Source organism: Pseudomonas sp. B8(2017), assembly GCF_002113575.1.
Taxonomy (GTDB): Bacteria; Pseudomonadota; Gammaproteobacteria; order Pseudomonadales; family Pseudomonadaceae; genus Aquipseudomonas; species Aquipseudomonas putida_Z.
On record NZ_NEIO01000023.1, the window covers coordinates 49,575 to 73,610 of the forward strand.

Here is a 24,036-nt window from a genome sequence, read left to right on the forward strand (position 1 = left end):
ACCTGTGGGAGCGGGCGAGCCCGCGAAGAGGCCGGGGCAGGCAACCATCAGCCCTGCAAAGTAGCCATATCGATCACGAACCGGTATTTCACGTCCCCGGCAATCATCCGCTCATACGCCTGGTTGATGTTGCGGATATCCAGCAACTCGATATCACAACGAATCGCGTGCTCGGCACAGAAATCCAGCACTTCCTGGGTCTCGGCAATACCACCGATCAACGACCCCGCCAGCACCCGGCGCTTCATCACCAGATTGGCCGCATGCACCGCCGGGTCGATCGGCTCGATCAGGCCGACCAGGATGTGCACGCCATCGAATTTCAGGGTTTCCAGGTACGGGTTGAGGTCGTGCTGCACCGGGATGGTGTCGAGCAGGAAGTCGAAACGGCCCGCCGCGGCGTGCATCTGCTCGGCATCGGTGGACACGATCACATGGTCGGCACCCTGGCGACGGGCTTCCTCGGCCTTGGCCTGGGAACGGGTGAACAGGGTCACTTCGGCGCCCAGGGCCTTGGCCAGCTTGATAGCCATGTGGCCCAGGCCGCCCATGCCGAGGATACCGATCTTGTGACCGGGGCCGACACCGTGGTGCTTGAGCGGCGAATAGGTGGTGATGCCAGCGCAGAGGATTGGCGCGGCACTGGGCAAGTCCATGCCGGCCGGGATGCGCACCACGAAGTGCTCGCTGACCACGATGCTGCTGGAGTAACCGCCCATGGTGTTGCTACCGTCGACCCGATCCGGGGTGGCGTAGGTCATGGTCGGGCCTTCCAGGCAATATTGCTCCAGGTCCTTGGCACAGGCTTCGCAGTGGCGGCACGAGTCGACCATGCAGCCAACGCCGACCAGGTCGCCGACCTTGTGCGCGGTCACTTTTTCGCCCACCGCGGTGACGCGGCCGATGATCTCGTGGCCCGGCATCAGCGGGTACACGGCAATGCCCCATTCGTTGCGCGCCTGGTGAATGTCGGAGTGGCACACGCCGCAGTACAGGATATCGATGGCGACGTCGTCAGGGCGCGGGCTGCGACGCTCGAAGGTCATGGGAGCCAGAGGGCTGGTGGGGGTCTGGGCGGCGTAACCGATGGCGGTGTACATGCAGGGCCTCGCTATGAAGTGAAACGATTCAGGCGGCGCATTCTGCGCGCCACGCGCCGCCTCGCCCACGGCTGATTCTCCGGCATCGATGCCTGATTCTCCGAAGATGCCATGCAGCACCTGGCGCCGAGCGTTCATTCTGCGATGATCAGACTGTCTGATCCTCTGCTCAGGTCCATCATGCAACTGACCCGCCACGTCGACGCCAATGCGCCGCTTTGCACACTGATCCGCAGCCTCGCCACGCGCCCGGGCTTCGTGCCCACGCACCTGCCCCAGGTGCAGGTGCTGAGCTGGGACCACTATGTGGCCAGCAGCCCGCAGATCTACGAACCCAGCCTGATGATCCTGGCCCAGGGCAGCAAGCTGGCACGCCTGGGGCCGCGTACCCTGGAGTACGGCGCCGGGCATTACCTGGTGCAGGCACTGTCGGTGCCGTTCATGTGCGAAACCTTCGCCACCCCCGAAGCACCGTTGCTGGGCGTGGCGGTGGACATCGACCGCGGCGTGCTGGGTGAACTGGTGCAAAGCATGGCCCTGGCGCCGGATGCCGCGGTGCAGGCGCAAACCCCGCAGTCGATGACCTCAGCGGCACTCGATGCGCCGATGCGCGAATGCGTGGAACGGCTGCTGCGCTGCCTGCAGGACCCAGTGGACGCCAAGGTGCTGGGGCCGGCGCGGGTGCGCGAGGTGCTGTACACCGCCTTGCGCGGCCCACAGGCGGGGGTGTTGCGGGCGCTGGTGGAGCAACAAGGGCACTTCGCCCGCATCGGCGCCGCCCTTGCCCACCTGCGCGAACACTACACCGAGCCGCTGAGCGTCGAAGCACTGGCCGCGCGCGCCAACATGAGCGTTTCGACCTTCCACGAGCACTTCAAGCGCTGCACCGACATGGCACCAATGCAGTACCTCAAGCGCCTGCGGCTGCTGAAGGCGCAGCAGATGCTGATCGGCGAAGGCCTGGGAGTGGCGCAGACCGCGCACCGGGTGGGGTACCAGAGCACCTCGCAGTTCAGCCGCGAGTACAAGCGCCAGTTCGACCGCAGCCCGGGGGATGAATTGCCGTACCAGAGCCTGCCAGTGTAATCGCCTGCCCTGGCCCCATCGCCGGCAAGCCGGCTCCCACAGGGACAGCAAAGCTCTTGAGGTCAATGCGGTCGAGATAGCTGCAACTGTCTTGCATGGCCTGCCCTGGCCTCATCGCCGGCAAGCCGGCTCCCACAGGGATAGCAAAGCCCTTGAGGTCAACGCGGTCGAGATAGCTGCAACTGTCTTGCATGGCCTGCCCTGGCCTCATCGCCGGCAAGCCGGCTCCCACAGGGATAGCAAAGCCCTTGAGGTCAACGCGGTCGAGATAGCTGCAACTGTCTTGCATGGCCTGCCCTGGCCTCATCGCCGGCAAGCCGGCTCCCACAGGGATAGCAAAGCCCTTGAGGTCAACGCGGTCGAGATAGCTGCAACTGTCCTGCATGGCCTGTCAGGGCCCCATTGCCGGCAAGCCGGCTCCCACAGGGCCTGCAAAGCTCTTGAGGTCAATGCAGTCGAGATAGCTGCAACTGTCCTGCATGGCCTGTCAAGGCCTCATCGCCGGCAAGCCGGCTCCCACAGGGACTGCACATGGCTTGAAACCGATGCGGTCGATGTGGGAGCCGGCTTGCCGGCGATGGGCTGCGGAGCAGCCCCGGCAGCGCATCTGCACACTGCACGCACGCTAGGCGAGCAGATGTTCGCAGACTGCGAGGCCATGGCCTGAATCAGCTTGAAAGCGGCCATTGCGCCAATGGCCAGTAAGCGCCCTTGCGCGACTCGTACAGTGTGAAATGGCGGGCGGCGAGGTAGAAATCCGGCGCGCTGCTGGCTTCTGGCGGCTGGCCGCGGTAATCCCTGGCCAGCGTCAGGTGCGGGCGATACTCGCGGTCGGCCGCTTCCACCCCCAACGGCAGCAGCGCCTGCTGCAAGCTGTACACCAGTTGCAACAGGGCCGGTGGGGTCTGTTGCGCCTCCAGCACCAGGGCGCTGGCCCGCTGCCACACCTGCAAGCGGTCCAGTATCAGTCGTGGTGCCGTGGCCGGTAGTGCCAGCTGGTCGACCGCCGCGCAAATCGCAGGCACATGGGCGGTATCCACATCGCCGAGAAACAGCAGTGTCACATGGAAGTTGGCGGCCGGCACTGGCTTGCCGCTGCGCAGGCCAAGGCCACGTCGCCACTGGGCCAGCGCACGGCGCTGGGCATCGCTCACCGGCAAGGCGAAGAACAGGCGCTTGAATGGTTTTTCGATTCGTCCGCTGACCGGTGTCATCGTGCCGCTCCTCGAGATGGCAAAGCACGTACTGATGCGTTGGGAAACCCGCAGGTCTGTCAGTTTCGCGGGCAAGGCCCCAAACCATACGCTGAGGCCTCAATTCAATCACATGGATACGGTCATGAAACAGCACCAGCAAACACGGAATACCCAGCCTGCCATGCAAGCGCAACTGAAGTGGGGCAACCAGCGTGAGCGCGAGTTCACGACTGATGTCATAGATACAGATGTCAGTAATGGCAACCGCTCATTTTTCGCCATTCAGTACACGGAGGGATCAGATACCGCTTATAGCTATATATTCGTGAATATCCCGGAACGTTACCTGGTGGCGGGCGCATCCCTCAAGATCGGTGCAGGCGAGAAAGCCGAGATCAACGCCTATTTCGGTTCGACTTCGATTGGTCGCTCAGGTTGGGCGACCGGGGGCTCAATCGATATTACCGAGATGGATGAGACTTCCAAGGCATTTGCCGCAACGTTCCACTACACCATTGAACACACCATGGGCATGGTCGAGATCGTGGATGGCTCGTTGTCCTTGTCACTGGCCGACGATGCAAGGACCAACGGCACCGGCCGGGTCACCGCCCACCTCGACCCCGCTATTTTCCCTTCGATGGGTAACCTTGACGCTCGAACCATCGAAACCAAGGTACTTCAGGACGGGCGCATCCAACTCATTGCCAGACAGCAAGTGGACAACGCTATCCAAGGCATCATGATGCTGTTCAGTGAACAATATGCACGCCTGTTCTTCTCGATTGGCGGTATGCACTATCCCCTGAGCGGGGGCCGCCTGAAGCATGAGTGGAACGGGGATAAAAAGACCCTGACCGCCGATTTTACTGACTATGTAATCGGCTACCAAGGCAAGGACCATCGCATCACGGATGGCCGCATCGAGGTCACTCTGGCCTGATGCATCGCCATGCAGACCTTGGTACAGCGGTGACGCTTGTACCAAGGTCTGCCATCGCTGCGTAACATTCTCCTACAAAGCATCGGCTCGATTGTTTATGCTGGCGGGCTTAGCCATCACGCATGGCCATTACTTGACGTATCCGCCCATGAAAATCGCCTTAGTCCTCATCTTCGTCCTCTCGATCGCCTATGTTCACCTGCGCGGTCGCGTTCGCCACAAGCTGACCCGTCAGTTGGGCGACCACTCCAGCTTCCTGGCCCCGGTCAACAGCTTCCTGTACCTGTTTTCCAAGCACCCGGCCAAGCCATACCTGCCGGTAGAGGCCTTCCCCGAACTGCAGACGCTGCAGGACCACTGGCAGGAGATCCGCGAGGAAGCCCAACAGCTGCTGCATGTGGGCGAAATCAAGAAGTCCGACAATTACGATGATGTCGGTTTCAACTCATTCTTCAAGACCGGCTGGAAGCGCTTCTACCTGAAGTGGTACGGCGAAAGCCACCCGTCGGCGATGACCCTGTGCCCACGCACCACCGAGTTGCTCAAAGGCATCGGCACGGTCAAGGCCGCCATGTTCGCCACCCTGCCGCCGGGCGCCAAGCTGGTGCGCCACCGTGACCCGTATGCCGGTTCGTACCGCTACCACCTGGGCCTGGACACGCCGAACGACGACGGTTGCTACATCGACGTGGACGGTGAGAAGTATTCCTGGCGCGATGGCGAAGGCGTGGTCTTCGACGAGACCTACATCCACTACGCGGCCAATACCACCGAGCACAACCGCATCATCCTGTTCTGCGACGTTGAACGCCCGCTCAAGTACCGCTGGGCGACCGCGTTCAACCGCTGGTTCAGCCGCAACGTCATGGCCGCTGCCGCCGCACCCAATGATGCCGGCGACAAGACCGGTGGCATCAACCGTCTGTTCACCCGCATCTACAAGATCCGCGAACGTGGCAAGGCGATGAAGAAGCGCAACCGCACGCGTTACTACCTGGAGAAGTGGGCGTTCGTCGCGGCGTTGGTGCTGGTGTTCATCTACATCTGATCGGTGTGGTTGCGCGCAGCCAAAAGGCCTGCGCGCAACCAACCAAAGTACAAGCCTCACACTTTCCACTCTTCGACTAGCCTGAAAGCTCCACTCGCAACCTCCCCAAGGTGAAGACGATGAGCATGATGGACTGGGACGCCTACCGTAAGCAGTTGATGGCCGGCATCGGCGATCTCAAGCAACTTTCCCCTGACACCGTGGCCGGCTACATGACCGCCAGCGGCGCAGGGGCCAAGACCAACCACCTGGACGCCAAGACCCGCGAGCTGATCTCCCTCGCCGTGGCCGTGACCACACGCTGCGATGGCTGCATCGCGGTGCATTCGCAGCAGGCCGTCAAGCACGGCGCCAGCCGCGAGGAAATCGCCGAGGCCCTTGGCGTGGCCGTGGCGATGAACGCCGGTGCCGCGCTGGTCTACTCGGCACGTGCCATGGATGCGGTGGGCAAGGCCAACGGCTGAGCGCAATTGGCGTCGCCGCCCTTGCGCGACGGCGCCGCGCCACCCAGACTGGGCGGCCCAGCCCTTGCAGGAACCCGCATGATCCACATCCGCCCCATGACACCGGAAGACTTCGAACGCTTCTGGCCCACCTTCCAGGCCGTCGTACAGGCCCGTGAAACCTACGCATTCGACCCGGCCCTTAGCTTCGATCAGGCCCGCCAGCTGTGGCTGGAACTGCCCGTGCGCACATTCGTGGCCGAGGAAGACGGCGAGCTGCTGGGTTCGTATTACCTCAAGGCCAATGCCGCCGGGCCTGGTGGGCACGTGGGCAATTGCGGCTACATGGTCTGTGAAACAGCACGCGGCCGCGGCGTTGCGCGGTTGATGTGCGAGCACTCACAGAAACAGGCACGCCAGGAGGGCTTTCTGGCCCTGCAGTTCAACTCGGTGGTGGCCACCAACGAGGTAGCGGTGGCGCTGTGGCACAAGCTGGGCTTCGAAACCGTTGGACACCTGCCCAAGGCCTACCGCCATGCCCGCCTGGGGCTGGTGGACTGCCTGGTGATGTACAAGTGGCTGGCGGACGAGCCGGTAGTGGAAAAGCCGCCACTGCTGATCGGGCGCAAGAACATCGAGGCGCGGGTGTCGCGGCGGCGCGGGCGCTGACTTCTTCAGGCCGCCCTGCTCGACGAAGGTCTATGGTAAAGTCGCGCCCTTTTTGAACATGCTGGGATATCGCTGCACATGACCCCCGTCCTCCGCTTCCTCAACCGCACCAGCCTGGTGACGCAGATCGTCATCGGCCTGATCGCCGGCATCGCCCTGGCCCTGCTCGCGCCCGCCATCGCCCGCGACATGGCGTTCCTCGGGAAGGTGTTCGTCAGCGCCCTCAAGGCGGTGGCACCCGTGCTGGTGTTCATCCTGGTCATGGCCTCGATCGCCAACCACCGCCACGGCCAGGAAACCCACATCCGCCCGATCCTCTGGCTGTACCTGCTGGGTACCTTCGGCGCCGCGGTAGTCGCGGTGGTCGCCAGCATGCTGTTCCCGTCGAACCTGGTGCTGAGCACCGGCGACGCTACGCTGAGCGCGCCGGGCGGCATCACCGAGGTGCTGCAGAACCTGCTGCTGAGCGCGGTGGACAACCCGATCAACGCCCTGCTCAACGCCAACTTCATCGGTGTGCTGACCTGGGCCATCGGCCTGGGCGTGGCCCTGCGCCATGCCGGCGAAACCACCCGCACCGTGGTCGAGGACCTGTCCAATGGCGTGACCCTGATCGTGCGCGTGGTCATCCGCTTCGCCCCGCTGGGCATCTTCGGCCTGGTCAGCGCCACGCTGGCCCAGTCGGGCCTGGACGCCCTGCTCGGCTACCTGCACCTGCTGGCGGTGCTGATCGGCTGCATGCTGTTCGTGGCGCTGGTGATGAACCCGCTGATCGTGTATTGGAAAATCCGCCGCAACCCCTACCCGCTGACCCTGCTGTGCCTGCGCGAAAGCGGTATCACCGCGTTCTTCACCCGCAGCTCGGCGGCCAACATCCCGGTCAACCTGGCCCTGTCGGAGCGCCTTGGCCTGCATGAAGACACCTATTCGGTATCGATCCCGCTGGGTGCGACCATCAACATGGCCGGTGCCGCCATCACCATTACCGTGCTGACGCTGGCGGCTGTACATACCCTGGGTATTCCGGTGGACCTGCCGACCGCCGTGCTGCTCAGCGTGGTGGCGGCGGTCTGTGCCTGCGGCGCCTCGGGTGTGGCCGGTGGCTCGCTGCTGCTGATTCCGCTGGCGTGCAGCCTGTTTGGCATCCCTAGCGAAATTGCCATGCAGGTGGTGGCGGTTGGCTTCATCATCGGCGTGCTGCAGGATTCGGCCGAGACGGCGCTGAATTCTTCGACCGATGTGCTGTTTACCGCGGCGGCGTGCCAGGCTGAAGAGCGTAAAGCCTGAGTTTGCCGGGGCCGCTTTGCGGCCCTTTCGCAGGCAAGCCAGCTCCCACAGGGATAGTGCCGGCCTTACGGCTTGTGCTGTACCTGTGGGAGCTGGCTTGCCGGCGATGATCCCAGTGATTGCTTAAGCCTGGCGCTTTACCTAGGCTAGTGGCCTTTCCCCAGCAATGAGACAGGGCCATGTCAGAACACGAAACCGTCGGCGAAGGCCGCTTCAACAGCATCGAGATCCGTATTCTCGGCTCGCTGATCGAGAAGCAGGCCACCAGCCCGGAAAGCTACCCGCTGACCCTCAACGCCCTGGTCCTGGCCTGCAACCAGAAGACCAGTCGCGAGCCGGTGATGAACCTCACCCAAGGCCAGGTCGGCCAGGCCCTGCGCGCCCTCGAAGGGCAAGACATGACCCGCCTGCAGATGGGCAGCCGCGCCGACCGCTGGGAACAACGGGTGGACAAGGCGCTGGAGCTGGTGCCGGCGCAACTGGTGCTGATGGGCCTGATGTTCCTGCGCGGGCCGCAAACCCTCAACGAACTGCTGACCCGCAGCAACCGCCTGCACGACTTCGACGACACCGAGCAGATCCAGCACCAGCTGGAGCGCCTGATCTCGCGCGGCCTGGCCTTGCACCTGCCACGCCAGGCCGGCCAGCGCGAAGACCGTTACACCCATGCCTTGGGCGACCCGGCGGAAATCGAGGCGATCCTTGCTGCACGGCAGCAGGAAGGCGGGGCACGCAGCAGCGGTGGCAATGTGTCGGAAGAGCGCATCGAAGCCCTCGAAGCGCGCATCGCGGCGCTGGAGGCACGCCTGGCCGAACTGGAAGGCTGAGCCGTCACGGCTCGGGGTCGGGGAAGTTGCGGCAGCTCTTGCGCTCGGCCAGCTCCCGGTCACTGGGGCGCTGGTCGACGAACACGGTGCGGCCGTCGGCGTAGATTTCCAGGTAGCCCCAGTGCAGGTCCTGCTCTTGCTGCCCGGGTTTTGGGGGGACTAGCCACCAGGGTTCGCGGCTGATCAGGGTCATGGGAGTGATTCCTGAGGGTGTCTGCAGTAATCATAGACATCCTCAGATTCAGCTTTGTCAGTTCTGACGCATTCGCGGGCATGCCCGCTCCTACAGGGCTCATCACAAATCTCAAGACCTGTGCAGTACCTGTGGGAGCGGGCATGCCCGCGAAAGGGCAAGTACAGGCTTACGCCGGTGCCGAAGTGCGGATCAGGTGGTCAAAGGCCGCCAGCGATGCCTTGGCCCCCTCACCCACCGCAATCACGATCTGCTTGTACGGCACAGTCGTCACGTCACCCGCCGCAAACACACCCGGGATGCTGGTCTGACCCTTGGCATCGACGATGATCTCGCCACGCGGCGACAGCTCGACGGTGCCTTTCAGCCAGTCGGTGTTCGGCAGCAGGCCGATCTGCACGAAGATGCCTTCCAGCGCCACTTCATGCTGCTGGTCGGTGGTGCGGTCCTTGTAGCGCAGGCCGGTCACCTTTTCGCCATTGCCCAGCACTTCGGTGGTCAGCGCACTGGTGATCACCTTCACGTTCGGCAGGCTGTGCAACTTGCGCTGCAGTACCGCATCGGCACGCAGCTGGCTGTCGAACTCGATCAACGTTACCTGGGCGACGATACCCGCCAGGTCGATGGCCGCTTCCACGCCCGAGTTGCCACCACCGATCACCGCCACGCGCTTGCCCTTGAACAGCGGGCCGTCGCAGTGCGGGCAGTAAGCCACGCCACGGGCGCGGTATTCCTGCTCGCCCGGCACGTTCATTTCACGCCAGCGGGCACCGGTTGCCAGGATCACGGTCTTGGCCTTGAGCGAGGCGCCGCCAGCCAGGCGTACTTCGTGCAGGCCGCCATCGGTGGCCGGGATCAGCGCTTCTCCGCGCTGCAGGTTCATGATGTCCACATCGTACTGCTTGACGTGCTCTTCCAGCGCCGTGGCCAGCTTCGGCCCTTCGGTTTCCTGTACCGAGATGAAGTTCTCGATGGCCAGGGTATCGAGCACCTGGCCGCCGAAACGCTCGGCCGCGATACCGGTGCGGATGCCTTTACGCGCGGCATAGATGGCTGCCGAAGCGCCGGCTGGGCCACCACCGACCACCAGCACGTCGAAGGCGTCCTTGGCGTTGATCTTCTCGGCCTGGCGACCGGCTGCGTTGGTGTCGATCTTGCCGAGGATTTCTTCCAGGCCCATGCGGCCCTGGCCGAACACTTCGCCGTTCAGGTAGATGCTCGGCACCGCCATGATCTTGCGCGATTCCACTTCCGCCTGGAACAGCGCGCCATCGATGGCCACGTGGCGCACGTTGGGGTTGAGCACCGCCATCAGGTTCAGCGCCTGGACCACGTCCGGGCAGTTCTGGCACGACAGCGAGAAGTAGGTTTCGAAGGTGAACTCGCCTTCCAGCGCCTGAATCTGCTCGATCACTTCGGCACTGGCCTTGGACGGGTGGCCACCGACTTGCAGCAGTGCCAGCACCAGCGAGGTGAATTCGTGGCCCATGGGGATGCCGGCGAAGCGCAGGCTTATGTCGGCCCCCGGGCGGTTCAGCGAGAACGATGGACGACGGGCATCGCTGCCGTCCGCGCTGAAGGTAATAAGGTTCGACAGGCTGGCAATTTCCACCAGCAGGTCGTGCAATTCGCGGGATTTCGCGCCGTCGTCGAGGGAGGCAACGATCTCGATCGGCTGGGTGACCCGCTCCAGGTAGGTTTTCAGTTGCGATTTAAGCGTGGCGTCCAACATACGGGCGATTCCTTTTTCAAAACTCGGATACAAAAACGCCCAGGCGAGGTCGCCCGGGCGCTTTTACGGGGCGGTAGGTACTTCAGCTTTGGCGGCTGGCTACCGCCCGCGACATGCGCATCGGCTTAGATCTTGCCGACCAGGTCCAGCGACGGCGCCAGGGTGGCTTCGCCTTCTTTCCACTTGGCCGGGCAAACTTCGCCTGGGTGAGCGGCAACGTACTGGGCAGCCTTCACCTTGCGCAGCAGTTCGGCAGCATCGCGGCCTACACCACCGTCGTTCAGTTCGACGATTTTGATCTGGCCTTCCGGGTTGATCACGAAGGTACCGCGATCGGCCAGGCCGGCTTCTTCGATCAGCACGTCGAAGTTGCGCGAGATGACGTGGGTCGGGTCACCGATCAGCGGGTACTGGATCTTGCCGATGGTGTCCGAAGTGTCGTGCCAGGCTTTGTGGGTGAAGTGGGTGTCGGTGGACACGCCGTAGATTTCCACGCCCAGCTTCTGGAACTCGGCGTAGTTGTCAGCAAGGTCACCCAGCTCGGTCGGGCAGACGAAGGTGAAGTCGGCCGGGTAGAAGAACACGACAGACCACTTGCCTTTCAGGTCGGCTTCGCTGACCTGGACGAACTCGCCCTTGTGGTAGGCGGTGGCGTTGAACGGTTTGACCTGGCTGTTGATGATTGGCATGAGAGACGCTCCTTCATGGGGTTGGAATCAGTTGATGGAGAGAATCCTAACCGCTGGTCCCGATAAAGGCTCATTGGCAAAGCTCATGCTTGTGATTGGTTTTGGCTATAACCGAGGATAATTAATAGAAGGGAATGGGCTGAGCAAAGGATTGCGGGGCATTCAAGGGCCCCATCGCCGGCAAGCCAGCTCCCACAGGTACTGCGCAGGTCTCTGCACTTGTGCAATCCCTGTGGGAGCTGGCTTGCCGGCGATGAGGCCAGTGGCATCAGCGAGTGACCGTGCGCATGGTCACGAACTCTTCGGCAGCGGTCGGGTGCACGCCAATGGTTTCGTCGAACTGCTGCTTGGTCGCACCGGCCTTCAGGGCAACGCCCAGGCCCTGGATGATCTCGCCGGCGTCGGGGCCAACCATGTGGCAGCCCAGCACCTTGTCAGTCTCGGCATCGACCACCAGCTTCATCAGGGTTTTTTCCTGGATGTCGGTCAGGGTCAGTTTCATCGCACGGAAGCGGCTCTCGAATACCTGCACCTTGTGCCCGGCCTCCAGCGCCTGCTCCTCGGTCAGGCCCACGGTGCCGATGGGCGGCTGGCTGAATACTGCGGTGGGGATGTTCTGGTAGTCCACAGGGCGGTATTGCTCGGGCTTGAACAGGCGCCGGGCCACAGCCATGCCCTCGGCCAGAGCCACCGGAGTCAATTGCACGCGGCCAATCACGTCGCCAATGGCCAGGATCGACGGCGCGGTGGTCTGGTACTGCTGGTCAACCCGAATGTAACCGCGTGCATCCAGTTCGACACCGGTGTTTTCCAGGCCCAGGTTGTCCAGCATCGGGCGCCGGCCGGTGGCATAGAACACGCAATCGGTGACCAGCTCGCGACCATCCTTGAGGGTGGCCTTGAGGCTGCCGTCCTCGAGCTTGTCGATGCGCTGGATGTCGGCGTTGAACTGCAGGTCGAGGCCGCGCTTTTCCAGTTCTTCCTTCAGGTGCGTGCGCACCGAACCGTCGAAACCACGCAGGAACAGGTCGCCACGGTACAGCAGCGTGGTAGCCGCCCCCAGGCCCTGGAAGATGCCGGCGAACTCGACGGCGATGTAGCCACCGCCCACCACCAGCACCCGGCGTGGCAGGTCCTTGAGGTAGAAGGCTTCGTTGGAGGTGATGGCCAGTTCCTTGCCCGGAATGTCCGGCACCTGTGGCCAGCCACCGGTGGCGATGAGGATGTGCTCGGCGGTGTAGCGCTGGCCATCCACTTCCACTTCATTGGCACCGGTCAGGTGCGCATGCCCCTGCAGCAGGGTGACCCCGCTGTTGACCAGCAGGTTGCGGTAGATACCGTTGAGGCGCTCGATTTCCCGGTTCTTGTTGGCAATCAGGGTGCCCCAGTCGAAATGCCCTTCTTCCAGGGTCCAGCCGAAGCCTGCGGCCTGCTCCAGTTCGTCGGCGACGTGTGCGCCGTACACCAGCAGTTTTTTCGGCACGCAACCCACGTTGACGCAGGTACCGCCCAGGTAGCGGCTCTCGGCCACTGCCACCTTTGCGCCGAAGCCGGCGGCAAACCGCGCCGCGCGCACACCGCCGGACCCGGCACCAATCACGAACAGATCAAAATCGTAGGCCATGTATTCACTCCCCTAGGCAGGCGCCCAGCATAACGCACTGGGGCCGCTTTGCGACCCTTCGCAGGCCCGCCCGCTCCCACAGTACCGGCGCAACCTTGAAGGCCTGCACAGTACCTGTAGGAGCGGGCGTGCCCGCGAAGGGCTGCAAAGCAGCCCCAGTTATCAGCTTTGATACAAGTAGCGGCTTATCAGTAAGCCTTGCCAGTCTTGTAGTAGTTCTCGAAGCAGAAGTTGGTCGCGTCGATGTAGCCCTCGGCGCCACCGCAGTCGAAACGCTTGCCTTTGAACTTGTAGGCGATCACGCAGCCGTTCTGCGCCTGTTGCATCAGGGCGTCGGTGATCTGGATCTCGCCGCCTTTGCCCGGCTCGGTGTTGGCGATGATGTCGAAGATGTCCGGGGTCAGGATGTAGCGACCGATGATCGCCAGGTTCGACGGGGCATCTTCCGGCTTTGGCTTCTCGACCATGTTGGTGACGCGGAAAATGTCGTCACGGATCATGTCGCCGGCGATCACGCCGTACTTGTTGGTTTCCTGCGGATCGACTTCCTGGATGGCGACGATCGAGCAACGGAACTGGTTGTACAGCTTGACCATCTGGGTCAGTACGCCGTCACCTTCCGGGTTCACGCACAGGTCGTCCGCCAGCACCACGGCGAACGGCTCGTCGCCGATCAGCGGGCGGCCAGTCAGGATGGCGTGGCCCAGGCCTTTCATTTCGGTCTGGCGGGTGTAGGAGAACGAGCACTCGTCGAGCAGACGACGGATACCAACCAGGTATTTTTCCTTGTCGGTGCCCTTGATCTGGTTTTCCAGCTCGTAGCTGATGTCGAAGTGGTCTTCCAAAGCACGCTTGCCGCGCCCGGTGACGATGGAGATCTCGTTCAGACCGGCATCCAGTGCCTCTTCAACGCCATACTGGATCAGTGGCTTGTTGACCACCGGCAGCATTTCCTTGGGCATGGCTTTGGTAGCGGGCAGGAAGCGGGTGCCGTAACCGGCTGCCGGGAACAAGCATTTTTTGATCATATACGTCCTTACAAAAGGCTAGGCCTGTGGAATTCGGCGCAGTCTAATCAGGCGGCAGTCACCTTACAATGCCCTACCTGTGGCCGATCGATGGGAAGATAGAGATAACCCAGTGTAGATAGTTCCGAGGGATCGTAAATATTGCTGTCATCCATGACCGTTGGATGACAGGAAATCAGGGTTGCCTGTACTGGCCCTATCGCCGGCAAGCCAGCTCCCACAAGGACTGCACAGTTTTCAAAAGCTACGCAGAGACCTGTGGGAGCTGGCTTGCCGGCGATAGGGCCCTGGCAGGCAATCAGCTACCCGTGCCCTGCCCGATCAACACCCCATCGACCTTCTGCCCATACAGGTTCACCCCGTCATTGGCATGGAACTTCACCCGCGTCTTCTCGATGGAGCCTTCCACCAGCCGCGGGTCCTGCGGCCGTTCATGGCGGTTGACCCAGGCCGCCACATCCCAGGCCTGCTGGTCACTCAGGCTGCCCGGCTTGCCCAGCGGCATGTTGTACTTGATGAACGACGCCGCGGTGTTGATGCGGTGCATGCCGGCGCCCCAGTTGTAGGAGTCCTTGCCCCACAGCGGCGGCATCACATACTCGCCCGCCACCTTCTGCCCCTCGCCGTTGTCGCCGTGGCAGATCGCACACTGCTCGCGATAAACCTGCTGGCCGCGCTTGAAGTCGTACCCGCCCTTGGGTTGCGGCACCTCCGGGTAACCTCGCCCGGCAATCTCCACGCCAGTCGGCGCCTTGGTCGACAGCCAGTACGAATACACCGACAGCGCCGTCATCTGCGGGCTGTCTGCCGCAGGCGGCTTGCCGTTCATGCTGAACTGGAAGCAGCCCTGGATACGCTCGGCGTAGGTGTTGACCTTGTCGTTTTTCTTGCGGTACGCGGGGTACATCGGGTACGCCCCCCACATCGGCGCGGAATGCGCCAGCCGCCCCTGGTCAAGGTGGCAGTTGCTGCAGTTCATGCCATTGCCCACGGCCTCAGGCATCAACCTGCGGGTGTCGACGAACAAGGCATGCCCCTCGCGCACCATCTTGCCAAAGGCATTGTCAGGCAACTCGCTTTCCGCTGGCGGCACGAACTGCGGCGCGGCCTGCACACCCGGCACTTTCAACTGCGACTGGTCTTCCATGGCGATCTGGGCGGCCTGGGCGCTGCCCATGGCCAGCAGCAGCAGGGCTGGAATCATCGGTTTCATGGCTTGACCTCCTGGCTGGCGGGGCGGGCGAAGAACTCGGCAACGGCCTTGATCTCGTCATCGGTCATGGCCTTGGCCACACCGACCATCAGCTGGTTGGGGTCATTGCTGCGGGTGCCGTCCCGCCAGGCATTGAGCTGCGCCACCAGGTAACTGGCGGGCTGGCCGGCCAAGGGCGGAAAGTGTTCGCCAACCCCGCCACCGCCCGGGCCATGGCATTGCACGCAACCAGGAATCTGCCGGCTCCAGTCACCGTACAGGGCCATGCGGGTGGTGGGGTCATCGGCAATCTGCTGGCGACGCAGGTCGCCTGCAGGGTCTGCCGGCAGGCTGGCCAGATAGGTGCTGACCGCCTCGATCTCATCCTCGCTCAGGGCATTGGCAAGCGGCTCCATCACCGGCTGCTTGCGGCTGCCGTTGCGCCAATCATGCAATTGCTTGCTGAGGTAAGCGGCCGGCAGCCCGGCCAGGCGTGGGAAGCCGGCAGCGGCAATGCCCTTGCCGTCCGGGCCATGGCAACCCAGGCAAGCCATGGCGGCGGGGTTGGCCCCGCCCTGGGTGAAGACTTTCTGGCCATCGGCGGCATGCGCCGCGGGCCAGGCCAGGATCAGCAGGCTGCCGATCACGACGCGACTCAGCGGTGTCATCACGAATCTCCTTTTCTATTGTTATATGCTTAGGCCTAAAACATATAAGCAAAAGGACCGTGATCAGTTGCCCTGGATCAACTACCGGAGATGCATTGGGTGGCTGCGGTGCGCACGTCGCCCAGGCGCAGCGGGAAGTTGTTCAGCCGTTCGTGCAGCTTGATGCTGCTGCCGCTGCCACGCTTGTCGATATCCACCAGCGCCGCCGGGCCCACGCCCGAGCTGATCTTCTGCGGCACGATCAGCCGCAGGCCATCGCCGCGCTGCTCTTCCACCAGCGGGTCGCGGGTATCGGCCAGCTTCTGCTTGACGCAATCGGCATACGCGCGTGGGGACTTGCCCGAGATTACATCAAGCGTTTCGCGCGACTGTTCCAGTTCCGTAACACTCACACAGCCACCCAGCGTCACCGCCACCGCCGCCACCATCCACTTCATTTGCAGCACCTCTGCCTTCAAGAATCCGCTTCGACCACAGCCAGGCCGTTTTGCTCCCTGCTTTGGCAGATTTATCTACGCCTGGCGGAACAGCGCGGCAGTGTAACCCGACATCGTGGTATCTTTCGCCTTTGCAGAACCAATCCTTGCGGAGCATCACATGAAATTCGTACACCAGCGCGAGCACCTGAACGAGGACGACATCGTCGTCATCGAGTGCTCCCAGCGCTGCAACATCCGCCTGATGAACGACGCCAACTTCCGCAGCTTCAAGAACGGCGGCCGTCACACCTACCACGGTGGCCATTTCGACAAGTTCCCGGCGAAGATCACCGTGCCCAGCACCGGTTTCTGGAACATCACCATCGATACCGTGACAACCCGCCCGATCTCGGTCACCCGCAAGCCAACCTTGACCCACAAGATCAAGATCGTCCGTCGTTCATCGTCGAAACTCAGATAAGGCCACCATGACCCAGACCACCAAGTACGTCATCAAGTACAAGCTCGACGGCCAGCGCCGCTGGGACTTCGCACTGATGCCCGACGCCTCCCTCGAACAAGCCCTGGAAGCCCTGCGCAAGATTCACGGCGAAGACGCCGAGAAGATCAGCGACATCCAGGTCAGCAAAGCCTTGTAAGCCCCCGCCGCACCGCTCGCCCGCGCAAGGAGAACCGCATGAGCCACTGGCCCGACCGCCGCATCCTCGACCTGCTGGGCATCGAGTTGCCCATTCTGCAGGCCCCCATGGCCGGTGCGACGGGCTCGGGCATGGCCATTGCCGTGGGCCTGGCGGGCGGTTTGGGCGCCCTGCCCTGCGCCATGCTCACGGGCGACCAGGTGCGCGCCGAGATCGCCGCCTTCCGCGCCGGCTGCCCGGGCCGCCCGTTGAACCTGAACTTCTTCTGCCACCAGCCGCCAGCGCCCGATGCCGAGCGCGATGCACGCTGGAAGCAGGCGCTCGAGCCCTATTACAGCGAAGTGGGCGCAGACTTCGCGGCGCCCACACCGGTGTCCAACCGCGCGCCTTTCGACGAACAGAGCTGCCAGCTGGTCGAGCAACTGCGCCCGGAGGTGGTGAGTTTCCACTTCGGCCTGCCCCAGCCCGACCTGCTGCAACGGGTAAAGGCCAGCGGTGCCAAGGTGCTGTCCAGCGCCACCACCGTAGAGGAAGCCGTGTGGCTGGAGCACCACGGCTGTGATGCGATCATTGCCATGGGCTATGAAGCAGGCGGCCATCGCGGCATGTTCCTCAGCGACGATATCACCAGCCAGATCGGCACCTTCGCCCTGGTGCCACAGGTGGCCGATGCGGTCAGCGTGCCGGTGATTGCCGCCGGCGGCATTGCTGACCACCGCGGCCTGTTGGCGGCACTGGCCTTGGGTGCTTCGGCAGTGCAGATCGGAACAGCGTACCTGTTCTGCCCCGAAGCCAAGGTCTCGCCGGCGCATCGCCAGGCCCTGGACAGCGCGCCCGCCAGCGACACGGCGCTGACCAACCTGTTCACCGGCCGACCGGCGCGCGGCATCAACAACCGCATCATGCGCGAGCTGGGGCCGATGAGCGACCTTGCGCCGCGCTTCCCACTGGCCGGCGGAGCGCTGATGCCTTTGCGGGCGATTACGGATCCGCAGGGCAATAGCGATTTCAGCAACCTGTGGTCGGGGCAGGCGTTGCGGCTGGGCAGGCATACGCCGGCGGGCGAGCTGACCCGGGAGATTGCCGAAAAGGCGCTGGCCGTGGTCGGCCGCCAGGCGTCTGCATAAGCAGGTCTGATCTCTTCGCGGGTGAACCCGCTCCCACAATTCGAATATTGGGGCGACCCTGTGGGAGCGGGTTTACCCGCGAAAGGGCCTGGCCTGCTTACGCATGACCTTGCCCCCTTCCCGGCCCATGGCCTATCGCTATATAGTTCAGGCTATAACGATAACCCCCAAGGAACTGTCTTCATGCGTATCCGCCCGTTCCACCTGGCTGCCACCGCCCTGGCCAGCCTGCTCGCCTTCAACACTGCCTGGGCCGATGAAGTCCAGGTCGCGGTCGCAGCGAACTTCACAGCCCCCATCCAGGCCATTGCCAAAGACTTCGAAAAAGACACCGGCCACAAGCTGGTCGCCGCCTATGGCGCCACCGGCCAGTTCTACACACAAATCAAGAACGGGGCGCCGTTCGAGGTATTCCTGGCTGCCGACGACAGCACCCCGGCCAAGCTCGAGCAGGAAAAGGCCATTGTCCCGGGCTCGCGCTTCACCTACGCCATCGGCACCCTGGCCCTGTGGTCGGCCACGCCCGGCTATGTCGACGCCAACGGCGAAGTGCTGAAGAAGAACCAGTTCAAGCACCTGTCCATCGCCAACCCGAAAACCGCTCCCTACGGCCTGGCCGCCACCCAGGTGCTGGGCAAGCTGAAGCTGACCGAAGCCACCAAGCCCAAGCTGGTCGAAGGTCAGAACATCACCCAGGCGTTCCAGTTCGTCTCCACCGGCAACGCCGAGCTGGGCTTTGTTGCCCTGTCGCAAATCTACAAGGACGGCAAGGTCGAAAGCGGTTCGGCCTGGATCGTGCCCTCCTCCCTGCACGAGCCCATCCGCCAGGACGCGGTAATCCTCGAAAAAGGCAAGGACAACCCCGCCGCCAAGGCCTTGGTCGATTACCTGAAAGGCCCGAAAGCCGCGGCTGTGATCAAATCCTACGGTTATGAAATCTGATGCCACTGGACGCCAGTGACCTGGGTGCCATCTGGCTGACCGTGAAACTGGCCAGCCTGACCACCCTGATCCTGCTGATCGTCGGCACGCCCATCGCCTGGTGGCTGGCGCGCACGCGCTCGTGGCTGCGCGGGCCGGTGGGCGCGGTAGTGGCCTTGCCGCTGGTGCTGCCACCCACGGTGATCGGCTTCTACCTGCTGATTGCCCTCGGCCCGCATGGCTGGCTGGGCCAGGCGAGCCAGGCGCTGGGCCTGGGCAGCGTGGTGTTCAGCTTCACCGGCCTGGTGATCGGCTCGGTGATCTACTCCATGCCGTTCGTGGTCCAGCCGCTGCAGAATGCCTTCGGCTCCATTGGCCAGCGCCCGCTGGAAGTGGCCGCCACACTGCGCGCCAGCCCCTGGGACACCTTCGTCCACGTGGTGCTGCCGTTGGCCCGCCCGGGCTTCATCACCGCCAGCATCCTCGGTTTCGCCCACACCGTGGGCGAGTTCGGCGTGGTGTTGATGATTGGCGGCAACATCCCCGACAAGACACGCGTGGTCTCGGTGCAGATTTTCGACCATGTCGAGGCCATGGCCTATTCGCAAGCACACTGGCTGGCAGGTGCCATGCTGGTGTTCTCGTTCCTGGTGCTGCTCCTGCTGTACGCTGGGCGCCGCGGCAAGGCTGGCTGGAGCTGATATGAGCGCATCGATTGTGGCGCGCCTGAAACTGGCGCGCGACGACTTCACCCTGGACGTCGACCTGCACCTGCCCGGGCGCGGCATCAGCGCGCTGTTCGGCCACTCCGGCTCTGGCAAGACCAGCTGCCTGCGTTGCCTGGCCGGGCTGGAACGGGCCGCCAGCGCCTACATCGAGGTCAACGGCGAAGTCTGGGAAGACAGCGCCCGTGGCTACTTCCAGGCACCACACCTGCGCCCGGTGGGCTACGTGTTCCAGGAGGCCAGCCTGTTCCCGCACCTGTCGGTACGCGGCAACCTGGAGTTCGGCTGGCGCCGGGTGGCCGCTGCCGAGCGCAAGGTCAGCCTCGACCAGGCCTGCCAGCTGCTGGGTATCGGCCACTTGCTGGCACGCCGGCCGGCAACCTTGTCCGGTGGCGAGGCGCAGCGGGTGGGCATTGCCCGCGCCCTGCTCAGCAGCCCGCGCCTGCTGTTGATGGACGAGCCGCTGGCTGCCCTCGACGGGCCGCGCAAGCGCGAAATCCTGCCCTATCTGGAGCGCCTGCACGACGAACTGGACATCCCGCTGGTGTATGTCAGCCATGCCCAGGAGGAAGTGGCGCGGCTGGCCGACCACCTGGTGTTGCTGGAGCAAGGCCAGGCAGTGGCCAGCGGCCCGATCGGCGAAACCCTGGCCCGTCTCGACCTGTCGCTGGCCGAGGGCGAGGATGCCGGTGTGGTATTCGAGGGCCTGGTGGTCGGGCACGACCCGCACTACGACCTGCTCGACCTGCGCCTGCCCGGCAACGATGGGCCGCTGTTGCGTATCGCCCACCCGGCCCAGGCGATGGGCAGCACCTTGCGGGTCAAGGTACAGGCTCGTGACGTCAGCCTGGCCCTGGCAGCCGACAGCACTTCGAGCATTCTCAACCGCCTGCCAGTGCGCGTGCGCGAAAGCCGCCCGGCCTCCAACCCGGCCCATGTGCTGGTCAGCCTGGATGCCGGCGGCAACGCCTTGCTCGCACGCATCACCCGCTTCTCGGCAGACCAGCTCGGCCTGCACCCGGGCCAGGTGCTGTTCGCCCAGATCAAGTCGGTGGCGTTGCTGGGCTGAGCATCGGCCCCATGGCTGGTGTCCATTGATCAGTGACCTGATCGAGGCCTGCCAGCCATGCTTGACTGCCCCCTGCCGCGCTCCCTGCACTACGTCGACGACAGCCAGCCGGGCCTGACCCGGCGGCGCTGGCGGGGGCGCTTCATCTACCTGGATGCCGACGGCCAGCGGGTGCGCGACAGCGATACCCTCGCCCGCATCGCTGCACTGGTAATCCCCCCGGCCTATACCGAGGTGTGGATCTGCGCCGACCCGCAAGGCCACCTGCAGGCGACAGGTCGCGATGCCCGTGGCCGCAAGCAATACCGCTACCATGCGCAGTGGCGCGAAGTACGCGACCAGCACAAGTATGGGCGCATGCTGGCGTTTGCCCAGGCCCTGCCGAAACTGCGTGCACAACTGCACGCCCACCTTGCCCGGCCAGGCCTGGACCGGGAAAAGGTAATGGCGCTGGTGGTCAGCCTGCTGGACCACACCCTGATCCGCATCGGCAACCAGCGCTACCTGCGTGAAAACCAGTCCTATGGCCTGACCACCCTGCGCAACCGCCATGTCGAGGTGAAGGGCAGCAGCATCCGCTTCCAGTTCCGCGGCAAGCGTGGCGTCGAGCATAACGTCAGCCTCAACGATCGGCGCCTGGCCAACCTGCTCAAGCGCTGCATGGAGCTGCCCGGGCAAGCGCTGTTCCAGTACCTGGACGACGACGGCCAGCGCCACAGTGTCGGCTCCAGCGAGGTCAACCAGTTTCTGCAGCAGCTGACCGGCGCCGACTTCACCGCCAAGGACTACCGCACCTGGGCCGGCAGCAGCCTGGCCCTGGACCTGCTCAGGCCCTTGGCCTGGGAACCCGAGAGCGAAGCCAAGCGCCAGGTCGCCGCCATCGTTCGCCAGGTAGCATCACGCCTGGGCAACACGCCGGCGGTGTGCAGGCGCTGCTACATCCACCCGGCTGTACTTGAACACTATGCCCTGGGGCGCCTGGCCAACTTGCCGAAGAACCGTGTACGCAAAGGCCTGGACCGTGAAGAAGTAGCCTTGCTGTTATTTCTTCAGGCACTCGAGGAACAGGATGACCATTAACCCGGTCTATTCAGACCATGATGCGAAGAAATTTCCCATTGGCCGCCAAGCCCCCTATTCTTGCCACCGAGCACCTTGGCCGACAAACCGCTGGCGGTTTGCTTCGGCACCTGCGACTGAAGACACGCAACAGAATTTGTCTGTCGGGGAATTACTATCCGCCGAAAGCGTCTTTAATGAGAAGGAAGAGGGACAAGCTCCCGCCGCCGTGGCAACTAGCCCGACGGACTTTTACATCACCAAGGAGAACTACATGCTGATACTCACCCGCAAGGTTGGCGAAAGCATCGTCATCAACGATGACATCAAAGTCACCATTCTGGGCGTCAAAGGGATGCAGGTGAGGATCGGTATCGATGCACCGAAAGACGTCCAGGTCCATCGCGAAGAGATCTTCAAGCGTATCCAGGCTGGCAGCCCAGCCCCGGAAAAGCACGACGACTCGCACTGAGCGACCTGCTTCAAGCCGCACGGACGCGCTTGATCGCCCCGCGCCTCAGGTGCCCAGCAGTTCGTGCACCTTGGCGATCATACAGTCCATGTCGAACGGTTTGTCGAACACCGCGGCGAACAGTTCCGGGCATCCCTGGTTGGCCTGCGCGCCACTCATGAGGATGACCGGCAACTCGCTCAAGGCCGGGTCTTCACGCATCGAGCGCACCAGCTCCTCACCGTTGAGCAGTGGCATCATGTAGTCGGTGATAACGAGCTGAACGCGCTTTTCCTTCAGTGCCTCCAGCGCCTTGCAGCCGTTGCTCGCCTTTTCCACCAGAAAACCTTCGTCCTCCAGGGCAAAACCGAGGATGTCGGCAATCAGGTACTCGTCATCGACGATCAGGATGGTATTCATCGCCCGCCCCGTCACCCGCTCCCCTGCGGCACCGGCGTTCCCGAGAGCACACCGCAGGCGCCTTCGAACGCCTTGCGCAGGGTAATGCCTTGCGGCCCGATCAGCAGCTCGTGCAAGGCAGGGTCATGGTGGCTGTCACGCACCTTGAGGATCGACAGCATGCGCCGCAACTGCGAATCCAGCTCGACGAAGCGCATCAGCATCAGGTTGTCGACGATACTCGACAGGTCCGGGGCCGGGGCGCTGATTTCCGCGCCGAAAATGTCGCGCATTTCCCAGGTGAGCATCACGCTGACATCGCGCGCGCGCAGCTCGCCGGCCAGGGCGCGGAAAAACGCATTGAGCCGCGCCGGGTCGATGGCCAGGCGGCTGAACGCCCCCAGGCTGTCGATCAGCACGCGCTTGCTGCCTTGCGCTTCGACTCGCTCGAGCAGGCGCGCACCGACCTGGTCCAGCAGGCCCTCGGTGGTCGGCTGCCAGCACAGCTGCAGGCTGCCGCCCTGCTCCATGGCTGCAAAATCGTAACCCAGCGACGCGGCCTTGATTCGCAGGCGCTCCGGCGTTTCGTAGAAGCCGAAATGCAGCCCCGGCGCCTGCGGGCTGCTGGCACCGAGAAAAGCCAGGCCCAATGACGTCTTGCCAATACCCGAGGGCCCGATCAGCAGGCTGACCGAGCCGGTGGCCAGGCCGCCACCGAGCATTTCATCCAAGGTCGCCACCCCGCTGCTGACGCGCTCCAAGGTGGCGCTGCCCGCCTGGCTGGGGTGGCTGAACAGCGACTCCAGGCGCGGGTATACATGCATGCCGGCTCCATCGATGAGGCATTCATGGCGCCCCGACAACGCCGCACTGCCCCGTGTCTTGCGCAGCTGGATATGGCGCACGGCGCGGCTGCCGAACAGTTGCTCGCCCAGTTCGATCACGCCGTCGACCATGGTGTGCTCCGGGCTGCCTTCTTCCAGCCGGGCGCTGGTCAGCAGCAGCACGGTGCAACCGGCAAAGGCCGCATGGCCCTGTAGTTCGGAGACGAATTTCTTGGTGTCCAGCGCTGTTTCCGCACGCACCCGGGCATTGAGCACACCATCGACGATCAGCAGGCTGGCCTGCTGGCGGGCGATTTCCTGGCGCAGCAGCCGTACCACGGCGTCCAGGCCTTCCTGCTCCAGGGTGTCGAAAGCACTGACGAACTGGATCGGGTCGCCGACCAGCGCCGGGTCAAAGAACTCCAAGGTCGCCAGGTACTGGAACAGCCGCTCGTGCGACTCGCTCAGCAAGGTAGCCACCAGCACCCTGCCACCGCCGCGCACATGCCCGCAGGCCAGCTGGTTGGCGAGGATGGTCTTGCCCGCGCCCGGCGGGCCCTGAATGATGTAGGACGCGCCAGCCACCAGGCCACCCTGGAGCAACGCATCGAGCCCATCGATCCCCGTCACCAGCCGCCTGAGTGCCTGTGCCATGGTG

General features: G+C 63.6%; 27 protein-coding genes. 15 read left to right on the plus strand and 12 right to left on the minus strand.

Annotation, left to right across the window (positions count from 1 at the left end):
- Nucleotides 1–47 precede the first annotated feature (47 nt).
- Nucleotides 48–1,100 carry a vanillin reductase gene (gene calA / locus CAG22_RS23785; protein WP_075045606.1) on the minus strand — a complete coding sequence of 351 codons (1,053 nt, stop codon included), beginning with the start codon at nucleotides 1,098–1,100 and terminating at the stop codon, nucleotides 48–50.
- A 180-nt stretch (nucleotides 1,101–1,280) separates the two neighbouring features.
- Here calA and CAG22_RS23790 point away from each other — a divergent pair, with 180 nt between their 5' ends.
- Nucleotides 1,281–2,186, plus strand: coding sequence for an AraC family transcriptional regulator (locus tag CAG22_RS23790; protein WP_054572090.1), 906 nt, complete (start codon nucleotides 1,281–1,283; stop codon nucleotides 2,184–2,186).
- 668 nt (nucleotides 2,187–2,854) lie between these two features.
- On the opposite strand, the gene thpR is transcribed toward CAG22_RS23790, so the two are convergent.
- The gene (gene thpR, locus CAG22_RS23800) at nucleotides 2,855–3,400 is read right to left on the minus strand and encodes an RNA 2',3'-cyclic phosphodiesterase (RefSeq protein WP_085706306.1); all 546 of its coding nucleotides are present in this window, start codon (nucleotides 3,398–3,400) and stop codon (nucleotides 2,855–2,857) included.
- A 124-nt stretch (nucleotides 3,401–3,524) separates the two neighbouring features.
- Here thpR and CAG22_RS23805 point away from each other — a divergent pair, with 124 nt between their 5' ends.
- The 6 genes from CAG22_RS23805 to CAG22_RS23830 all read left to right on the plus strand — a co-directional run bounded on the left by CAG22_RS23805 (nucleotide 3,525) and on the right by CAG22_RS23830 (nucleotide 8,599).
- The gene (locus CAG22_RS23805; protein WP_085706314.1) at nucleotides 3,525–4,325 is read left to right on the plus strand and encodes a hypothetical protein; all 801 of its coding nucleotides are present in this window, start codon (nucleotides 3,525–3,527) and stop codon (nucleotides 4,323–4,325) included.
- Nucleotides 4,326–4,473: 148 nt separating this feature from the next.
- Nucleotides 4,474–5,373 carry a lipid A hydroxylase LpxO gene (lpxO, locus tag CAG22_RS23810; RefSeq protein WP_085706307.1) on the plus strand — a complete coding sequence of 300 codons (900 nt, stop codon included), beginning with the start codon at nucleotides 4,474–4,476 and terminating at the stop codon, nucleotides 5,371–5,373.
- 119 nt (nucleotides 5,374–5,492) lie between these two features.
- A complete protein-coding gene (locus CAG22_RS23815; RefSeq protein WP_013973174.1) occupies nucleotides 5,493–5,837 on the plus strand; it encodes a carboxymuconolactone decarboxylase family protein in 345 nt (114 codons plus the stop codon).
- Between the two features lie 78 nt (nucleotides 5,838–5,915).
- The gene (locus tag CAG22_RS23820; protein ID WP_085692936.1) at nucleotides 5,916–6,485 is read left to right on the plus strand and encodes a GNAT family N-acetyltransferase; all 570 of its coding nucleotides are present in this window, start codon (nucleotides 5,916–5,918) and stop codon (nucleotides 6,483–6,485) included.
- 78 nt (nucleotides 6,486–6,563) lie between these two features.
- Nucleotides 6,564–7,772, plus strand: coding sequence for a serine/threonine transporter SstT (gene sstT / locus CAG22_RS23825; RefSeq protein WP_085706308.1), 1,209 nt, complete (start codon nucleotides 6,564–6,566; stop codon nucleotides 7,770–7,772).
- A 179-nt stretch (nucleotides 7,773–7,951) separates the two neighbouring features.
- Nucleotides 7,952–8,599 (plus strand): YceH family protein, encoded by a 648-nt coding sequence (locus tag CAG22_RS23830; protein WP_085590938.1) that lies wholly within the window; start codon nucleotides 7,952–7,954, stop codon nucleotides 8,597–8,599.
- A gap of 4 nt (nucleotides 8,600–8,603) precedes the next feature.
- Here CAG22_RS23830 and CAG22_RS23835 read toward each other — a convergent pair whose 3' ends face one another.
- From CAG22_RS23835 to CAG22_RS23870, 8 genes are all read right to left on the minus strand, one after another.
- Entirely contained in the window at nucleotides 8,604–8,792 is a 189-nt protein-coding gene (locus tag CAG22_RS23835; RefSeq protein ID WP_013973178.1) for a hypothetical protein, read from the minus strand.
- A gap of 169 nt (nucleotides 8,793–8,961) precedes the next feature.
- Entirely contained in the window at nucleotides 8,962–10,524 is a 1,563-nt protein-coding gene (gene ahpF / locus CAG22_RS23840; RefSeq protein WP_075045611.1) for an alkyl hydroperoxide reductase subunit F, read from the minus strand.
- A gap of 125 nt (nucleotides 10,525–10,649) precedes the next feature.
- Nucleotides 10,650–11,213, minus strand: coding sequence for an alkyl hydroperoxide reductase subunit C (gene ahpC / locus CAG22_RS23845; RefSeq protein ID WP_004375926.1), 564 nt, complete (start codon nucleotides 11,211–11,213; stop codon nucleotides 10,650–10,652).
- 268 nt (nucleotides 11,214–11,481) lie between these two features.
- On the minus strand, nucleotides 11,482–12,837 hold the full coding sequence (gene gorA, locus CAG22_RS23850; protein WP_085706309.1) for a glutathione-disulfide reductase: 1,356 nt from the start codon (nucleotides 12,835–12,837) through the stop codon (nucleotides 11,482–11,484).
- Nucleotides 12,838–13,025: 188 nt separating this feature from the next.
- Entirely contained in the window at nucleotides 13,026–13,865 is an 840-nt protein-coding gene (galU, locus tag CAG22_RS23855) for a UTP--glucose-1-phosphate uridylyltransferase GalU (protein WP_013973181.1), read from the minus strand.
- A gap of 298 nt (nucleotides 13,866–14,163) precedes the next feature.
- Nucleotides 14,164–15,078 (minus strand): c-type cytochrome, encoded by a 915-nt coding sequence (locus CAG22_RS23860; protein ID WP_075045613.1) that lies wholly within the window; start codon nucleotides 15,076–15,078, stop codon nucleotides 14,164–14,166.
- Nucleotides 15,075–15,725, minus strand: a complete 651-nt coding sequence (locus tag CAG22_RS23865) for a cytochrome c (protein ID WP_085590934.1) — start codon at nucleotides 15,723–15,725, stop codon at nucleotides 15,075–15,077. Before CAG22_RS23865 ends, CAG22_RS23860 begins: the two co-directional genes overlap by 4 nt.
- Nucleotides 15,726–15,802: 77 nt before the next feature.
- Entirely contained in the window at nucleotides 15,803–16,162 is a 360-nt protein-coding gene (locus tag CAG22_RS23870; protein ID WP_085590931.1) for a hypothetical protein, read from the minus strand.
- Between the two features lie 160 nt (nucleotides 16,163–16,322).
- Here CAG22_RS23870 and CAG22_RS23875 point away from each other — a divergent pair, with 160 nt between their 5' ends.
- The 8 genes from CAG22_RS23875 to csrA all read left to right on the plus strand — a co-directional run bounded on the left by CAG22_RS23875 (nucleotide 16,323) and on the right by csrA (nucleotide 22,176).
- Nucleotides 16,323–16,625, plus strand: a complete 303-nt coding sequence (locus CAG22_RS23875; protein ID WP_004375922.1) for a DUF1883 domain-containing protein — start codon at nucleotides 16,323–16,325, stop codon at nucleotides 16,623–16,625.
- A gap of 7 nt (nucleotides 16,626–16,632) precedes the next feature.
- Nucleotides 16,633–16,803, plus strand: a complete 171-nt coding sequence (locus CAG22_RS28585) for a hypothetical protein (protein WP_013973186.1) — start codon at nucleotides 16,633–16,635, stop codon at nucleotides 16,801–16,803.
- Nucleotides 16,804–16,841: 38 nt separating this feature from the next.
- Nucleotides 16,842–17,930, plus strand: a complete 1,089-nt coding sequence (locus tag CAG22_RS23880) for a nitronate monooxygenase family protein (RefSeq protein WP_085706310.1) — start codon at nucleotides 16,842–16,844, stop codon at nucleotides 17,928–17,930.
- A 183-nt stretch (nucleotides 17,931–18,113) separates the two neighbouring features.
- Nucleotides 18,114–18,872: a molybdate ABC transporter substrate-binding protein gene (gene modA / locus CAG22_RS23885; protein WP_085590927.1), complete on the plus strand. Its 759-nt coding sequence runs from the start codon at nucleotides 18,114–18,116 to the stop codon at nucleotides 18,870–18,872.
- The gene (modB, locus tag CAG22_RS23890; protein ID WP_085590925.1) at nucleotides 18,872–19,552 is read left to right on the plus strand and encodes a molybdate ABC transporter permease subunit; all 681 of its coding nucleotides are present in this window, start codon (nucleotides 18,872–18,874) and stop codon (nucleotides 19,550–19,552) included. The genes modA and modB overlap by 1 nt, the downstream gene beginning before the upstream one ends.
- Nucleotide 19,553: 1 nt before the next feature.
- Nucleotides 19,554–20,645, plus strand: coding sequence for a molybdenum ABC transporter ATP-binding protein (gene modC / locus CAG22_RS23895; RefSeq protein ID WP_085590923.1), 1,092 nt, complete (start codon nucleotides 19,554–19,556; stop codon nucleotides 20,643–20,645).
- A 57-nt stretch (nucleotides 20,646–20,702) separates the two neighbouring features.
- Entirely contained in the window at nucleotides 20,703–21,725 is a 1,023-nt protein-coding gene (locus CAG22_RS23900; protein WP_085590921.1) for a DNA topoisomerase IB, read from the plus strand.
- Nucleotides 21,726–21,978: 253 nt separating this feature from the next.
- Nucleotides 21,979–22,176: a carbon storage regulator CsrA gene (gene csrA / locus CAG22_RS23905; RefSeq protein ID WP_004375914.1), complete on the plus strand. Its 198-nt coding sequence runs from the start codon at nucleotides 21,979–21,981 to the stop codon at nucleotides 22,174–22,176.
- Between the two features lie 45 nt (nucleotides 22,177–22,221).
- On the opposite strand, the gene CAG22_RS23910 is transcribed toward csrA, so the two are convergent.
- Both CAG22_RS23910 and CAG22_RS23915 read right to left on the minus strand, forming a co-directional pair.
- Nucleotides 22,222–22,575, minus strand: coding sequence for a response regulator (locus CAG22_RS23910; protein ID WP_013973192.1), 354 nt, complete (start codon nucleotides 22,573–22,575; stop codon nucleotides 22,222–22,224).
- A gap of 11 nt (nucleotides 22,576–22,586) precedes the next feature.
- Nucleotides 22,587–24,032, minus strand: a complete 1,446-nt coding sequence (locus CAG22_RS23915; protein ID WP_025339676.1) for an ATPase domain-containing protein — start codon at nucleotides 24,030–24,032, stop codon at nucleotides 22,587–22,589.
- Between the last annotated feature and the right edge of the window lie 4 nt (nucleotides 24,033–24,036).

Bases quoted from the DNA above. Each gene is read 5' to 3' on its own strand.
- calA (WP_075045606.1), bottom strand. From the start codon at position 1,100: ATGTACACCGCCATCGGTTACGCCGCCCAGACCCCCACCAGCCCTCTG.
- CAG22_RS23790 (WP_054572090.1), top strand. From the start codon at position 1,281: ATGCAACTGACCCGCCACGTCGACGCCAATGCGCCGCTTTGCACACTG.
- thpR (WP_085706306.1), bottom strand. From the start codon at position 3,400: ATGACACCGGTCAGCGGACGAATCGAAAAACCATTCAAGCGCCTGTTC.
- CAG22_RS23805 (WP_085706314.1), top strand. From the start codon at position 3,525: ATGAAACAGCACCAGCAAACACGGAATACCCAGCCTGCCATGCAAGCG.
- lpxO (WP_085706307.1), top strand. From the start codon at position 4,474: ATGAAAATCGCCTTAGTCCTCATCTTCGTCCTCTCGATCGCCTATGTT.
- CAG22_RS23815 (WP_013973174.1), top strand. From the start codon at position 5,493: ATGAGCATGATGGACTGGGACGCCTACCGTAAGCAGTTGATGGCCGGC.
- CAG22_RS23820 (WP_085692936.1), top strand. From the start codon at position 5,916: ATGATCCACATCCGCCCCATGACACCGGAAGACTTCGAACGCTTCTGG.
- sstT (WP_085706308.1), top strand. From the start codon at position 6,564: ATGACCCCCGTCCTCCGCTTCCTCAACCGCACCAGCCTGGTGACGCAG.
- CAG22_RS23830 (WP_085590938.1), top strand. From the start codon at position 7,952: ATGTCAGAACACGAAACCGTCGGCGAAGGCCGCTTCAACAGCATCGAG.
- CAG22_RS23835 (WP_013973178.1), bottom strand. From the start codon at position 8,792: ATGACCCTGATCAGCCGCGAACCCTGGTGGCTAGTCCCCCCAAAACCC.
- ahpF (WP_075045611.1), bottom strand. From the start codon at position 10,524: ATGTTGGACGCCACGCTTAAATCGCAACTGAAAACCTACCTGGAGCGG.
- ahpC (WP_004375926.1), bottom strand. From the start codon at position 11,213: ATGCCAATCATCAACAGCCAGGTCAAACCGTTCAACGCCACCGCCTAC.
- gorA (WP_085706309.1), bottom strand. From the start codon at position 12,837: ATGGCCTACGATTTTGATCTGTTCGTGATTGGTGCCGGGTCCGGCGGT.
- galU (WP_013973181.1), bottom strand. From the start codon at position 13,865: ATGATCAAAAAATGCTTGTTCCCGGCAGCCGGTTACGGCACCCGCTTC.
- CAG22_RS23860 (WP_075045613.1), bottom strand. From the start codon at position 15,078: ATGAAACCGATGATTCCAGCCCTGCTGCTGCTGGCCATGGGCAGCGCC.
- CAG22_RS23865 (WP_085590934.1), bottom strand. From the start codon at position 15,725: ATGACACCGCTGAGTCGCGTCGTGATCGGCAGCCTGCTGATCCTGGCC.
- CAG22_RS23870 (WP_085590931.1), bottom strand. From the start codon at position 16,162: ATGAAGTGGATGGTGGCGGCGGTGGCGGTGACGCTGGGTGGCTGTGTG.
- CAG22_RS23875 (WP_004375922.1), top strand. From the start codon at position 16,323: ATGAAATTCGTACACCAGCGCGAGCACCTGAACGAGGACGACATCGTC.
- CAG22_RS28585 (WP_013973186.1), top strand. From the start codon at position 16,633: ATGACCCAGACCACCAAGTACGTCATCAAGTACAAGCTCGACGGCCAG.
- CAG22_RS23880 (WP_085706310.1), top strand. From the start codon at position 16,842: ATGAGCCACTGGCCCGACCGCCGCATCCTCGACCTGCTGGGCATCGAG.
- modA (WP_085590927.1), top strand. From the start codon at position 18,114: ATGCGTATCCGCCCGTTCCACCTGGCTGCCACCGCCCTGGCCAGCCTG.
- modB (WP_085590925.1), top strand. From the start codon at position 18,872: ATGCCACTGGACGCCAGTGACCTGGGTGCCATCTGGCTGACCGTGAAA.
- modC (WP_085590923.1), top strand. From the start codon at position 19,554: ATGAGCGCATCGATTGTGGCGCGCCTGAAACTGGCGCGCGACGACTTC.
- CAG22_RS23900 (WP_085590921.1), top strand. From the start codon at position 20,703: ATGCTTGACTGCCCCCTGCCGCGCTCCCTGCACTACGTCGACGACAGC.
- csrA (WP_004375914.1), top strand. From the start codon at position 21,979: ATGCTGATACTCACCCGCAAGGTTGGCGAAAGCATCGTCATCAACGAT.
- CAG22_RS23910 (WP_013973192.1), bottom strand. From the start codon at position 22,575: ATGAATACCATCCTGATCGTCGATGACGAGTACCTGATTGCCGACATC.
- CAG22_RS23915 (WP_025339676.1), bottom strand. From the start codon at position 24,032: ATGGCACAGGCACTCAGGCGGCTGGTGACGGGGATCGATGGGCTCGAT.